Consider the following 14,136-nt stretch of genomic DNA (forward strand, 5'->3'; position numbering starts at 1 on the left):
CTCCAAGGTTAAAACCGGCATATCCACCTAAACCTATTTTCAGCTTACCCTCGGTACTATATCTAATTCGGTTTTCGGTTTCGGTTTTGGAAGAAGGGCCAAATTCAAAATGCAGTGGCATTACCAGGTTATCCATTCTGAATTTTGATTTATCAAGGTCAAATTCAAAATCTTCCAGGCTTGTCATGCCATTATCTTCCACCAGGAAACGGTTATTGGTTGGCTTTAGACCATTAAATTGAAAAGAGAAACCATATTTGAATCTCAACCAATTGGAGTTATCGAAAACCCGGGTTTTCCAGGCCCAGCCAATTTCGAAGAAACGACTGCCACCCAACTTAAAATCTGAATCGTTTAAAGACTGTCCCTCTTCCAGAGCATTATTAAATCCAAAGGCCATCACTAGGTCGCTAGTTGTGCGAGTATCATATTTTCTCTCCTTTGCGGCAGAAACCACCTGAACTATTTTTCCATCTTCGCCTACCTCTAAAGATACCATATTCCCATATTCCCGATTGCGCTCATCCAATTCCATTTTATTTTCCATGATCGCGACCCTGTTCTCAATATTCTTTGCATGTAGCAGCGCAGCCTCTTTTTTAAGGCGATCTGCCTCCTCTCGCGAAATTTCCTTGTTTTCGAGTTGAGTGTTGATCTTTTCCACTTTAATTCGAAGCTGTTCTTTTTCTTCTGTTATGATAGAATCTTTTTTAGCCTGAATTATTTCCACAAGTTCGGCTTTGGTTTTTTCCTGGCTAAATATATTTTGAGCAGAAAAAGTGAGAATGAAAATTGAAAAATAGAGAATGATAGTTTTCATAATATTAGGTTTTAAATTTCTGATGTGGATCTGATATTCCGCATCAAAATTGGATTGATGAATGACCCGCTAAGGGTGATGAATATTAAAATTTAGATATTACTCGTTTCTGGTGGCAACGGCGGTTTTGGCTTTTAAAAATTCGGCTTTAAGAAAGTCAAATACTTCTTTCCGGAATGACTGATCCACTTCATATTCAACTTCCGCAAGTAAACCGGACGGACTAATTTTTCCCGTTTCTATACCGTTAGCATTTCTACTAATTTCTTTTGCAGCATTTGCCAGCAAGGCATTAATTTCAGCTTCGGTAACTTCTTCCTTTTTGGAAGCATTAGCAAGCAGAGTCTCCACTTCCTGTAAAAGGATCGTTTTTTTGAAGTCGTTCAATGTATCAAGGATTACCTTATTTTGAGGTTTCACATCTTCTGAAGCTAAATGAGAAATTTGTTTTCTGGTATCTTTTTTTATTAGCGGACTGGTTCTTGCCTTCGAACTGCTCTCATTGGGCGTGCTTTCAGTTAGAAATTCTTCCGGCCTTTTTTTGACTACACTTTCTTGCTGAATAAGTTCATCTTTTTCCACTTCAATTTCTTCTGAAGGAGTATCAACTATTTGAATTTCCTTTGAACTATTCAAATCGACAAATAAGACTCCGTAAATGATAAGCACCGCAACTGCAGCAACAGAAGAATACCACCATTTTTTGTTAGACCGATTTTTATTCTGGACCTCTAACTGCTCATTTAATTTTTCCCAACCGGCTGCCGAAGGTTTTATCTCCCGCTTAGCCAACTTTTCCTTTATATGCTCTTCAAACTTAATTGGCGCCATAATCTGAGTTATTAATTTTTATTAGTTTTTGCTGAAGTAACTTGCGCGCTTTAAACAGCTGGGATTTTGAAGTCCCTTCACTTATTTCAAGCATTTCAGCAATTTCAGCGTGACCGTATCCTTCCACAGCATACATCACAAATACTGTTTTATATCCTTCCGGCAAAGCATCAATAAGACTTTGAATTTCTGCCACCTCCATTTCAGAATTTATATTGTTGTAGGCATCCTGCACGCTAAACACCTCATCATCTTGAAACTCCAGTTTTTTCTGTTTTCGTAAAAAGGAAATGGCTTCTCTTACCATTATCTTTCTAATCCACCCCTCGAAGCTGCCTTCACTTTTAAAACTTTTTAGGTGTGTAAAAACCTTCAAGAAACCGGTTAGCATAATTTCTTCAGCATGATGCAGGTCTTTTATGTATTGCCTGCAAACACTCAACATCTTAGGTGAATACAGCTCATAAATCCGCTTCTGGGCATCCCGTTTCCCGGCAACTGCCCTTTTAATTAAAGAGGATTCATTTTTAAAAAGCTGTATAACTTTTACCATATTTAAAAAGGGCTTCTATTTATATAGACGGCTAAAAGTTACGAAAGGTTGCCTCAGGTTTTAAAAATTTTAATTTTTTGAGGAATTTCAGCTCTGCTTGCTAAAATGTATCTTTGCCAAAGAATCAATTTTATGGCAGACGAAGTTAGAATAAACAAATATTTAAGTCAGTTAGGATATTGCTCCAGACGGGAGGCAGATAAACTTATAGATCAGGGAAGGATCACCATCAATGATGAGGTGCCGGAAATGGGAACTAAAGTAAAACCCGGGGATGTGGTTAAAGTTAACGGCGAACCGGTTAGCAAGGCTGAGCTTAAAGAACCTAATGTTTATTTAGCTTTCAATAAACCTGTAGGGATTGTTTGCACTACAGATACACGAGTTGAAAAAGATAATATTATTGATTATATCAATTATCCCAAACGAATATTCCCAATTGGCCGATTGGATAAACCTAGTGAAGGATTGATATTTTTAACCAATGATGGCGATATTGTAAATAAGATCTTAAGGGCCCGTAACAACCACGAAAAAGAATATGTTGTATCTGTAAACAAACCCATAACTCAGGATTTTATCAAGAAAATGAGCTCCGGTGTTCCAATTCTGGATACCATAACCCGCGATTGTGAGGTTGAAAAATTGGGTCACCACACCTTTAAAATCATTTTAACCCAGGGCCTTAACCGACAAATTCGCCGGATGTGTGAATTTTTAGGCTATGAGGTTACCTCGCTTAAACGGGTAAGGATCATGAATGTGAGCCTGGACATTCCGGTAGGAGAATGGCGTAATCTAACCCAGGAAGAACTTACCACCATTAACAGGTTACTGGGTGAATCCACCAAAACCGAAGAAGGATCGATGATCCAGACTCCAAAACAACCCAGAGCTAAAAGACCACGGAAACCAAAATCTTAACAGAGAATTAGCGGATTTATTTCCCCTACTGTTCTCCGTTCTTGTTAAATTTAGATCAGCCAATTAAAGGCAAAGTTTATATCTTTAAAATCCTGATCAAATATTAATAAGAATGAAGGTTCAACCATTCCATCTTGCCATTCCGGTATCCAACCTTGAAAAATGCAGAAAGTTCTATAAAGAGACTTTAGGTTGTGGCGAAGGCAGAAGCAGTGACCATTGGGTAGATTTTAATTTTTTCGGGCATCAGCTGGTCATCCATTATCAGGATCCTAAAGAAACAACTCAAAACACTTCTAATCCTGTAGACGGAAAAGAAGTTCCTGTACCTCATTTTGGAGTGGTATTACAATGGGAGGTATTTCATGAATTTGCAAAACTCCTAAAGTCTAAAAACATAGAGTTTATAATTGAACCATATATACGGTTTGAAGGGAAACCGGGAGAACAGGCAACCATGTTCTTCAAGGATCCAAGCGGAAATGCGCTGGAGTTTAAAGCGTTTAAAGATATGAGCCAGCTGTTTGCTTCCTAGAAAAACCAAACCAACAACCAACCAAATGGATAAGCTGAAGCCGTCCTTAGTACGGCAAATATTTGTACTACTCCTTATATTATTCCTATCGGTATTAATATTTAGAGAAGTCTTACCCTATCTCTCCGGAATATTGGGAGCAATCACTCTTTATGTCCTGTTAAAAGGCTGGATGAAATCTCTGGTTGCTCGAGGATGGAAGCCACCTCTTGCTGCTTCTCTACTAATGGCGGGAAGTTTTGTGGGTATACTTATACCGGTTTCGCTTATCGCGGTAATGCTGACTTCCAAAATTGGAAAAGCGGTAGCGAATTCAGAAAGGGTTTTAAGTGCCTTAAAGGACCAGCTTACTCTCGCAGAAGAACATCTGGGCTATGATATAAGTTCCGGGATAGATACCACTGCAATTACAAGTTGGATCTCTGCCAATTTACAAAACCTTGCAGGCGGAACCTTTAATGCCTTTATCGCTATTGGGATCATGTATTTCATGCTTTATTATATGTTGACCAATCATAAATCCATGCGTGAATCCATGATCACCTATATTCCTTTAGGGAAAGATAATTTACGCATTATTGGGGAAGAAAGTAATCAACTTGTAAAATCAAATGCGCTGGGTATTCCTTTAGTAGCTTTTGTACAGGGTATTATAGCCTTAATTGGATTTTTAATTTTTGGAGTTCCAGATCCTTTTTTCTGGTTTGTTATAACCGCCATTGGATCCATGATTCCATTTATTGGAACAGCAATAGGGATTATTCCGGCAGCAATCCTGCTATTTGCTCAGGGTTTAAATGCACAGGCCATAGCATTGCTCGTATACGGGTTTGTTGTTGTGGGCTCCACAGATAATATTATTCGTTTATATGTATTAGAACGCCTTGCCAGTGTGCACCCTCTAATTACATTATTTGGTGTAGTGGTTGGAGTGCCACTATTTGGGTTTATTGGATTAATATTCGGTCCATTACTAATATCCCTTTTCCTTTTAATATTGAGGATCTATAAAAAGGAATATGGTAATGCCCATCACAGATTATAAATTAAAAATTGACAGATATGTTTGGAAAATGGACAAAGAACATCGATGAGGAGTATATGAACGCTGAAGTCACCAAAATCGATGATGACGATGTGAGTATCGCCATGGATAATCAGAAAGAAGTTGACCGGAAGATCAATAATTCCGGAATGCTTCAGAAGTACAGTGAACTGGCTAAAGTGATGTATGGAATGCTGAAAGATTACCGCAGGGGTATTTATACAAAAGTGCCCTGGTTTACCATTGCTACCATTGCATTTGCTTTTTTATATATTTTGAATCCGCTGGATATTATTCCTGATTTTATTCCGGGACTTGGATATATAGATGATATGGCAGTGATCACATTTGGATTACGATTTATTGAAACCGATTTGCATAATTACCTCGACTGGAAACTTGAGGAACAGGCATAAAAAAAAGGGAATTTTAATTCCCTTTTTCTTTTTATCTAATGTTGTCTATACTTCTTTTTTTATGTCTCTCCCGCGCCAGTAAGGTATTCTTTAAAAGCATGGAAACCGTCATTGGTCCTACTCCTCCCGGAACCGGAGTTATATATTCTGCCTTTTTACTTACATTTTCAAAATCTACATCTCCTTTAATTACATAACCCTTTTCGGTTGAATCATCAGGAACTCTGGTAATTCCAACATCAATGATCACTGCATCATCCTTGATCATTTCCGCCTTTAGAAAATCTGGAATTCCAACAGCTATAATAATAATATCTGCCTGAGAGGTAACCTGGTTGATATTCTTGGTAAACTCATGAGTTAGAGTAACCGTGGAATTCCCAGGGAATCCACTTCTTCCCATCAAAATACTCATTGGTCTTCCCACTATATAACTTCTTCCAATAACAACGGTATGCTTCCCTTTGGTTGGAATATCATATCTCTCCAGCAATTCAAGGATACCAAACGGAGTCGCCGGAATAAAGGTGGTCATATCCAGAGCCATTTTCCCAAAATTGGTAGGATGGAATCCGTCCACATCCTTATCCGGATCCACGGCATTCAATACTTTTTGAGTATCGATTTGTGGTGGTAACGGCAGCTGAACAATGAACCCATCGATTTCGTCATTTTGGTTAAGCTCTTCGATCTTATCCAAAAGCTCAACTTCGCTCACAGTATGAGGCAACCTGTAAAGAGAAGATTCAAATCCTACTCTTTCACAAGCCTTAACCTTACTGTTTACATAGGTTAAACTCGCTCCATCCTTCCCTACTATAATAGCAGCAAGGTGTGGAACTTTCTCACCTCTTTTTTTGATTTTGGTAACTTCAGCAGCAATTTCATTTTTAATGTCATTACTTACTTTCTTACCATCGAGAATCGTCATTTAGTTGTTGTGTGTTTGTTGTTATGTGTTGTGTCTAAAATCCTAAACTATTGCATTCCCTTCATCATTTGCATCATCTTGCGGCCACCGCCACCCTGCATCATCTTCATCATTTTACCCATCTGGTTGAACTGCTTCAATAACTGATTCACTTCCTGAACGGTAGTCCCAGAACCTTTTGCAATTCTCTTTTTACGACTTGCATTGATAATTTTTGGCTCACTTCTTTCGTCTGGAGTCATAGAATGAATGATGGCTTCGATTCCTTTAAAGGCATCATCATCAATATCTACATCTTTAAGCATTTTTCCTGCTCCCGGAATCATCCCTAAAAGATCTTTCATAGATCCCATTTTCTTGATCTGCTGAAGCTGATTCAGGAAATCATCGAAACCAAACTTATTCTTGGCAATTTTCTTCTGAAGTTTTCTTGCTTCTTCTTCATCATACTGCTCCTGAGCTCTTTCAACAAGGGAAACAACATCTCCCATCCCCAGAATCCTGTCGGCCATACGGGAAGGGTAGAAAATATCAATAGCATCCATTTTCTCACCTGTACCAATAAATTTGATTGGTTTATTAACTACAGATTTGATCGAAATGGCCGCACCACCACGAGTATCACCATCTAATTTGGTAAGAATAACCCCATCAAAATTCAAACGTTCGTTGAAGGTCTTAGCAGTATTAACCGCATCCTGACCAGTCATGGAATCCACCACAAAAAGAGTTTCCTGTGGCTCGATAGCTTTATGAATATTGGAGATCTCGGTCATCATCGCTTCATCTACAGCAAGTCGACCAGCGGTATCAATAATCACCACATTATGTCCATTTTCCTTGGCATAAGCGATTGCAGCTTTGGAAATAGCTACGGGATCCTGATTCCCTTCATCAGAAAAAACTTCAACACCAATTTGATCCCCTACCACATGCAGCTGATTGATCGCTGCCGGACGGTAAACATCACAAGCTACCAATAATGGCTTCTTGGTTTTCTTATTTTTAAGGAAGTTAGCCAGCTTACCGGAGAAGGTGGTTTTACCACTACCCTGTAAACCAGACATCAAAATCACAGAAGGATCCCCGGAAAGATTGATACCTTCAGCTTCTCCACCCATTAATTCAGTAAGCTCGTCTTTAACAAGCTTAACCATCATTTGTCCGGGTTTAAGAGCCGTAAGAACATTTTGTCCCAGCGCTTTTTCTTTTACTACAGTAGTAAAATCCTTGGCTATTTTATAGTTAACATCGGCATCAACCAGGGCGCGACGCACCTCTTTAAGAGTTTCAGCAACGTTTACTTCGGTAATCTGTCCGTGCCCTTTTAATACATGTAAGGCATTATCTAACTTATCACTTAAATTATCAAACATAATCTTTCCTGTGGTTTTATTCTTTCACTGCTAAACAGCGAATTGCAAATTTAATGATTTGAAGCTGAAAGAGAAAGTGCAAAATTTAAAATTCGATCACTCCCGGATTCCCATTAAATTAATTTCAAATTAAGCCCGGGCAATCCCGAACTTTGTAATATTTCTACATTCTTTCCGGCACTTCAATTCCAAGTAAAGCAAATGCCGATTTTATAATATTAGCTACCAATTTAGACAACTGTACTCTAAAGACTTTTTCATCTTCTTCATCTATTCCCAGGATCTGAACATTCTGATAAAAAGAATTAAAAGATTTCACCAGTTCATAGGTATAGTTAGCGATCAATGCAGGAGAATGGTTCTCTGCTGCAAGAGCAATAGTTTCCGGATATAATTGGATCTGCTTAATAAGCTCCTTCTCCTTTTCATGAAAACTGAAACTATCACTTAATGAAGCAGTAGTATCAAAGTCTGCTTTTCTTAAGATCGACTGGATACGAGCATAGGTATATTGGATAAACGGCCCAGTATTCCCCTGAAAATCTACAGATTCTTCAGGATTAAACAGGATACGTTTTCTTGGATCAACTTTTAAAATATAATATTTTAAAGCTCCAAGACCTATAATTCTATATAGTTCTTCTTTTTCAGCATCTGTATAACCATCCAACTTTCCAAGTTCTTCAGAAATGCTTTTAGCGGTATCTGCCATTTCCTGGATTAGATCATCTGCATCAACCACCGTTCCCTCACGACTTTTCATTTTCCCGCTTGGAAGGTCCACCATCCCGTAACTTAAATGGTAAAGAGCTTCTGCCCATTCATACCCAAGTTTTTTCAGAATAAGGAAAAGAACTTTGAAATGATACTCCTGCTCATTTCCAACAGTATAAACCATTTGATTGATATCGAAATCGGCAAATCGCTGGATGGCCGTTCCAATATCCTGGGTCATATAAACTGCCGTCCCATCACTTCTAAGAACGATCTTTTCATCAAGACCTTCATCACTAAGGTCAATCCAAACACTTCCGTCTTCTTTTTTATAAAAAACTCCATCTTCAAGACCTTTCTGGATATTATCTTTCCCTAAAAGGTAAGTCTCACTTTCGTAGTAGCTTTTATCAAAATCAACTCCCAGCGCATCATAGGTTTTGTCAAAACCATCATAAACCCACTGGTTCATGGTTGACCAGAGTTTTACAACTTCAGGGTCATTAGCCTCCCATTTTCTAAGCATTTCCTGTGCTTCCACAAAAATAGGAGCTTGTGCCTTGGCTTCATCCTCACTCTTACCTTCCTCTATTAACTGAGAAATTTCTTTTTTATATTCTTTATCGAATCTTACATAGTAATTTCCAACAAGCTTATCTCCTTTAAGCTCGGTAGACTCAGGAGTTTCACCCTTCCCAAACTTTTGCCATGCAACCATGGATTTACAAATGTGTATCCCACGATCGTTGATCACCTGTACCTTGTAAACCTGATTTCCGGCTGCCTTTAAAATTTCAGAAACCGAATATCCTAAAAGGTTATTACGTATATGACCAAGGTGTAAAGGTTTATTGGTATTTGGAGAAGAATATTCCACCATTATCCCACTGGCATCGCTTTGCGGCAGGAGGATTCCATAATCTTCGCGATCTTTAACTTCATTAAAGAAGTTGATATAGTATTTATCACTAATAAGGATATTCAGGAAACCCTGAATAACATTATAACCGGCAATTTCCTCCACTTCTGCTTCAAGAAATTTTCCAATATTTTCAGCCAGTTGCGCAGGGTTAGTCCTTACCTGTTTAAGCATAGGAAAAACCACCAGGGTAATATCTCCTTCGAAATCTTTACGGGTAGGCTGGAACTCTATTTGATTAGGCTCTACCTCATAATGTTTTACAACGGCTTCTTTAACTTTTGAAGCAAGAATATGTTCAATGTTCATTTTCCTCAGCTTTTTTGCTTATTTCCGGTTATTAGGTGGGCAAAGATAAAAAGAAATGAAGTTCCAACCGGCAGGCTTAGTGCCCAAATCCTTATATTTAAGAAAAAGAAATGCTTGTAAATGTCTCTTATAATCGGCCTGCCCTCACTGAAAAAATCAACAAACAGGTGGGACGCCCCTTTACCCTCATGGAAAGGGTTAAACTCAAAGGTTCCGGCTCCCCTAAATTAGAGATTACATCCACCAGCCTGGAAATACATAATCTTTTGATTCTGGATAATAATGCAAATAACTGCAATGTGGAGATGCGCAGAAAGGGAATAATTATAAGGTTTCGCTCCTTATTGGAAACTTACGCACTTATTATCCCCTATTTCAAACTCAATCTGTATAAAGGGAAGGCAGAAGAATACGGAATTTACAAGGATCACTTCTTTATAAAGGTGAAGGCCAACAAACCCGGTATTCATAAATTTTTTCAGAAAATCCTCGATTATAAATCAGACAATGCTCCTACTCAAATCGAGGATCTATAAAGAAGAAATTAAAATTAATAAGTGTTTATCTTTTTTTAAATGCCAGGCCTCCTATCAGGGACAGAATTCCAAATACGACCATTGCGTAAGACTGAGTATTATCTCCATGAGCTTCCACCTGCAGTGGTCCCGCATCAATCGAAAATTCCGGAGTAACCAGATCATAGATTCCATATCCCACCAAACCAACTCCAATTATCAGGAGAACGAATTTTAATACATTATTCATTTAATAAAGTTTTATTAATCTGAAGGAAAAGTAACAATTAAATTTATAATTTGATGTTCAATTCTTCATAATGCGCATATTACTTACGGGTGCCAATGGTTACATAGGCATGAGGCTTTTACCCCAATTACTCGAACAGGGTCACGAGGTGATTTGTGCTGTCCGTAATAAAAACAGATTTACCTCAAATGAGGATCTCCAGGAAAATGTAGAGGTAGTGGAACTGGATTTTCTTAAAGATGATACAGCTCCACAAAAAATTAAGGATATTGATATCGCCTTTTACCTCATCCACTCCATGAGTGCTTCCACCAGTGATTTTGATGAAAAAGAAGCGCAGGCTGCCAGAAATTTCAATAAAATAATGGCAGAAACTTCTGTTAAGCAGGTTATATACCTGAGCGGGATCATAAATGAAGAAAAACTTTCCAAACATCTTGAATCCAGAAAGGCGGTGGAAGAAACCCTTTATAAGGGAAAATTTAATCTTACGGTTTTACGCGCTGCCATAATTGTAGGGAGCGGAAGTTCTTCTTTTGAGATCATTCGGGATCTATGCGAAAAACTTCCGGCGATGATCACTCCAAAATGGGTCAATACCAGAATTCAGCCAATTGCCATTAGGAATATCATTCAATATCTCACCGGGGTGATTGGCCGGGAAGATTGTTATAATCAATCTTTTGATGTTGGCGGACCGGATATACTTACCTATAAGGAAATGATGGAGCAATATGCCGAAGTAAGAGGTCTAAAGATCTGGATTGTTAGTGTTCCCGTTATGTCACCAAAACTAAGTTCTTATTGGTTATACTTTGTTACTTCCACATCTTACCGGCTGGCTCAAAATCTTGTGGACAGCATGTCTGTAGAAGTGATCACCAAAGACACCAGATTGCAGGAAATCCTGAATATTGACCTTATTTCATATAAAGAAGCAATTGCTCAGGCCTTTTATAAGATCGAACAAAATGAAGTGATATCAAGCTGGAAAGATTCCCTGAGTAGTGGGCGGCTTGATAAAGGACTTAATAAATACATCCAGATTCCAACATATGGTTGTGTACAGGACAAAAAATCTATAAAAGTTGACGAACCGGAAATTGTCCTGGAAAGGATCTGGGCCATTGGCGGATTAAACGGATGGTACTATGGGAACTGGCTCTGGCAAATAAGAGGTCATTTTGACAAACTATTTGGTGGCGTAGGCCTGAGAAGAGGAAGAACCCATCCTACCCGAATCAACGCCGGAGATTCCCTGGATTTCTGGAGAGTTTTATTGGCCGATAAAGAGAACAGAAGACTCCTATTATTTGCTGAAATGAAAGTTCCCGGCGAAGCCTGGCTGGAATTCAGGATCGACGAAAATAATGTATTGCACCAGGTTGCCACCTTTCGACCTAAAGGTTTATTGGGCCGGGCATACTGGTATGCCATGTATCCATTTCACTTTTTTATATTTGAAGGAATGATACAGAAGATCGCCGGAAATCAAAATACCAACTCTTCAATTTAGGACTACAAAGTTGAATACATTTATAAAGAGTTTTCTTAGAAATCAATTCCTTGTACCTGCATTGATCCTGATTAGCAGTTCTATTTTGATCTTTTTTTTCACAGATCAGTTTTATAACGCAATCGAAGTAGGATCGCTTTGGGTACGGGAATATTTTGGGACATTTTATCTTTGGCTTGGTCTGGGATGTGTCCTGTTCCTATTAATTATTGCCTTTTCGAAATTCGGAAGATTACGGCTGGGGAATGCTCCGCCAGATTTTAACCGCTTAACCTGGATCGCCATGTTGTACAGCGCCGGGATGGGCGCGGGAATTCTTTTGCGAGCCGTTCAGGAACCGGTATTCATGAAATTAAATCCACCTATTAATACCGGGCAGACTGCCGAAATTATCTCCCTGGAATATACATTTTATCAATGGGGATTTACAGCCTGGGCCTTCTATGGCTTATTTGCGGTCATCATTGGTTACTCAATTTTTATTGATAAGCAGGATATCAGACTTAGCTCAGGATTCAGTTCCTTTAGAAAACACACCTTCTTCTCTTCCTCAATAGATATTATCACCATCCTGACTACGGTTATTGGATTGGTGGCTGCGATTGGTTTGGGAACTTCCCAGATAGAAGGTGGTTTAACTCATTTGGAATCCAGAGAACCCGGCTCCCTGCTTCAGAACCTGATTTTAGTTTTTATAATTTGTGTTCTCGCCTTTCTTTCGGCCTGGGCAGGAGTCAAGAAAGGAATCAGTAAAATATCAAATTGGAATATCTATATCGCCCTGGGATTACTCCTCTTTGTATTCCTGCAGGGAAATATACTGTTGATACTTTCAAATTTTTTCAATTCACTCTACCATTATATTTTCGATTTTATTCCGCTTAGTCTTGCCTCCGGGAAATATGATCCCGGAATTAATTTTTTAACCGACTGGACCTATTATTACTGGGCGTTCTGGCTGGCCTGGGCTCCATTTACCGGGATCTTTATCGCCCGAATTTCACAGGGAAGAACTTTAAGAGAAATGGTGCTGGGAGTCCTGTTAATTCCGTCGCTTGGGAGTTTTTTCTGGTTCAGCGTTTTTGGAACCTCAGCCTTCGAATTTATAGATACACTACCTGCTTATAATGATGAATTTGGAAATGTTTTTACTTCCCTTTTTATTTTCTTTGAAACGCTTCCCTTCCCTGCAGTGACAAGTATAATTGTGATTATACTTCTGGTAAGTTTTCTGGTTACTTCAGTAGATTCTGCCATCTATGTTTTAAGCATGTTTACAGACGATGGAAATACTGAACCTAAAAAGAAATACCGCCTGGCATGGGCGGTATTAATATTTATTTTTTGTGAGGCAATTGTTGTTTTGGGCACAGTGAAGCCAGATTCAAATGTATTAACTGCGATGCAAAAATTCCTGATCATCAGCTCACTGCCATTTGCAATGCTCAGCGTGCTTTTTATTGTTCTCTTCAGCAAAAAATTACTAAAAAGAAGAAAAGAAAGAATCTAAGCTTTTGGCAAAAACACCTCAGCCATCATACATCTCGCACTCCCTCCACCACAGGTTTCGATAGTACTGATTTCTGAACTAAGGATCTCACAATGTTTTTCTATTTTCTGCACCTGGTCTTTAGTAAGAGACCTATGTGCTCTGGCACTCATGACCAGATACTTTTTATCAGCACCTTTTACCTGAAGCATATTACCTGCAAATTCGTGCATTTGCTCTTCAGTAATGGCGATGATTTCTTTATTATCCATTTTCAGATGCTTGAGTACATTTTTTCGCTCCTTGGCATCATCTATAGTATCGAGACAAATAACGGCGAACTCTTCAGCTACACACATTAGAACATTGGTGTGATAAATGGGCAAACGCTTCCCCTCCACTGTCTGGTAGGCATTAAATATTACCGGAGTGTATTCAAAATCTTCACAGAATTCTATTACCAGCTCTTCGTCTGCTCGTGGAGAGATTGCACAATACGCTTTCTCATTTACTCTGTCAAGAATAAGGCTACCCGTTCCTTCAAGAAAAATGTCATCTTCTTCAGCAGAAGTATAGTCTACGATATCCTTGATCTTAAAACCTTCGTCTTCCAGTCTGGCGAAATATTCCAATCTGCGTTCTTTCCTCCTGTTTTCAGCAAACATTGGGTATAAAGCTATCTGTCCGTCATTATGAAAAGAAACCCAGTTATTTGGGAAAATTGAATCCGGAGTATCATCTTCTTTCAAATCATCGACCACGATAACCTTTACTCCAACTCCCCGAAGTTTTTCCACGAAAGAATCAAATTCTTTGGCGGCAAGTTCATTTATATCCTTTCCTTCAATTTTCTTCTGAAAGTAATTATTGACAGCAGTTTGTTCGTTCATACGAAAACCTACCGGTCTCACCATCAATATTGTATCTGTGATCTGTCTCATCTTTTTATTTTTTTAGTCTCTGATTAGTGGTAAAGTTGAACATCTCAACAAT

The 14,136-nt window shown here is 38.7% G+C and carries 15 protein-coding genes; 7 read left to right on the forward strand and 8 right to left on the reverse strand.

Features of this window, described 5'->3' with window-relative positions:
- From ACNKXV_RS03115 to ACNKXV_RS03125, 3 genes are all read right to left on the reverse strand, one after another.
- On the reverse strand, positions 1-820 hold an 820-nt coding region (locus ACNKXV_RS03115; protein ID WP_417906237.1), incomplete at its 3' end, for a hypothetical protein.
- Between the two features lie 99 nt (positions 821-919).
- Positions 920-1,651 (reverse strand): hypothetical protein, encoded by a 732-nt coding sequence (locus ACNKXV_RS03120; protein ID WP_417906238.1) that lies wholly within the window; start codon positions 1,649-1,651, stop codon positions 920-922.
- Positions 1,638-2,204, reverse strand: a complete 567-nt coding sequence (locus tag ACNKXV_RS03125) for an RNA polymerase sigma factor (RefSeq protein ID WP_417906239.1) — start codon at positions 2,202-2,204, stop codon at positions 1,638-1,640. Before ACNKXV_RS03125 ends, ACNKXV_RS03120 begins: the two co-directional genes overlap by 14 nt.
- Positions 2,205-2,336: 132 nt before the next feature.
- Here ACNKXV_RS03125 and rluF point away from each other — a divergent pair, with 132 nt between their 5' ends.
- The 4 genes from rluF (at position 2,337) to ACNKXV_RS03145 (ending at position 5,124) form a co-directional block, all read left to right on the forward strand.
- A complete protein-coding gene (rluF, locus tag ACNKXV_RS03130) occupies positions 2,337-3,128 on the forward strand; it encodes a 23S rRNA pseudouridine(2604) synthase RluF (protein ID WP_417906240.1) in 792 nt (263 codons plus the stop codon).
- A 112-nt stretch (positions 3,129-3,240) separates the two neighbouring features.
- Entirely contained in the window at positions 3,241-3,663 is a 423-nt protein-coding gene (locus ACNKXV_RS03135) for a VOC family protein (RefSeq protein ID WP_417906241.1), read from the forward strand.
- 25 nt (positions 3,664-3,688) lie between these two features.
- Positions 3,689-4,708, forward strand: a complete 1,020-nt coding sequence (locus ACNKXV_RS03140) for an AI-2E family transporter (protein ID WP_417906242.1) — start codon at positions 3,689-3,691, stop codon at positions 4,706-4,708.
- A 17-nt stretch (positions 4,709-4,725) separates the two neighbouring features.
- Positions 4,726-5,124, forward strand: a complete 399-nt coding sequence (locus tag ACNKXV_RS03145; RefSeq protein ID WP_417906243.1) for a YkvA family protein — start codon at positions 4,726-4,728, stop codon at positions 5,122-5,124.
- A gap of 31 nt (positions 5,125-5,155) precedes the next feature.
- On the opposite strand, the gene ACNKXV_RS03150 is transcribed toward ACNKXV_RS03145, so the two are convergent.
- The 3 genes from ACNKXV_RS03150 to argS all read right to left on the reverse strand — a co-directional run bounded on the left by ACNKXV_RS03150 (position 5,156) and on the right by argS (position 9,373).
- On the reverse strand, positions 5,156-6,055 hold the full coding sequence (locus tag ACNKXV_RS03150; protein ID WP_417906244.1) for a bifunctional 5,10-methylenetetrahydrofolate dehydrogenase/5,10-methenyltetrahydrofolate cyclohydrolase: 900 nt from the start codon (positions 6,053-6,055) through the stop codon (positions 5,156-5,158).
- 47 nt (positions 6,056-6,102) lie between these two features.
- Positions 6,103-7,431 (reverse strand): signal recognition particle protein, encoded by a 1,329-nt coding sequence (ffh, locus tag ACNKXV_RS03155; RefSeq protein WP_417906245.1) that lies wholly within the window; start codon positions 7,429-7,431, stop codon positions 6,103-6,105.
- Positions 7,432-7,594: 163 nt separating this feature from the next.
- Positions 7,595-9,373, reverse strand: a complete 1,779-nt coding sequence (argS, locus tag ACNKXV_RS03160; RefSeq protein WP_417906246.1) for an arginine--tRNA ligase — start codon at positions 9,371-9,373, stop codon at positions 7,595-7,597.
- 110 nt (positions 9,374-9,483) lie between these two features.
- Between argS and ACNKXV_RS03165 the strand changes: the two genes are divergently transcribed.
- Entirely contained in the window at positions 9,484-9,909 is a 426-nt protein-coding gene (locus ACNKXV_RS03165; protein ID WP_417906247.1) for a hypothetical protein, read from the forward strand.
- 25 nt (positions 9,910-9,934) lie between these two features.
- Here ACNKXV_RS03165 and ACNKXV_RS03170 read toward each other — a convergent pair whose 3' ends face one another.
- Positions 9,935-10,138, reverse strand: coding sequence for a hypothetical protein (locus tag ACNKXV_RS03170; RefSeq protein ID WP_417906248.1), 204 nt, complete (start codon positions 10,136-10,138; stop codon positions 9,935-9,937).
- A gap of 70 nt (positions 10,139-10,208) precedes the next feature.
- On the opposite strand from ACNKXV_RS03170, the gene ACNKXV_RS03175 reads away from it, so the two are divergent.
- The gene (locus tag ACNKXV_RS03175) at positions 10,209-11,654 is read left to right on the forward strand and encodes an SDR family oxidoreductase (RefSeq protein WP_417906249.1); all 1,446 of its coding nucleotides are present in this window, start codon (positions 10,209-10,211) and stop codon (positions 11,652-11,654) included.
- A gap of 10 nt (positions 11,655-11,664) precedes the next feature.
- Positions 11,665-13,164, forward strand: coding sequence for a BCCT family transporter (locus ACNKXV_RS03180; RefSeq protein WP_417906250.1), 1,500 nt, complete (start codon positions 11,665-11,667; stop codon positions 13,162-13,164).
- Here ACNKXV_RS03180 and ctlX read toward each other — a convergent pair.
- Entirely contained in the window at positions 13,161-14,084 is a 924-nt protein-coding gene (gene ctlX, locus ACNKXV_RS03185) for a citrulline utilization hydrolase CtlX (RefSeq protein ID WP_417906251.1), read from the reverse strand. The two genes, ACNKXV_RS03180 and ctlX, sit on opposite strands and share 4 nt — an antisense overlap.
- Between the last annotated feature and the right edge of the window lie 52 nt (positions 14,085-14,136).

The sequence above is a fragment of the Christiangramia aquimixticola genome (genome assembly GCF_048285835.1).
Classification (GTDB): Bacteria; Bacteroidota; Bacteroidia; order Flavobacteriales; family Flavobacteriaceae; genus Christiangramia; species Christiangramia aquimixticola.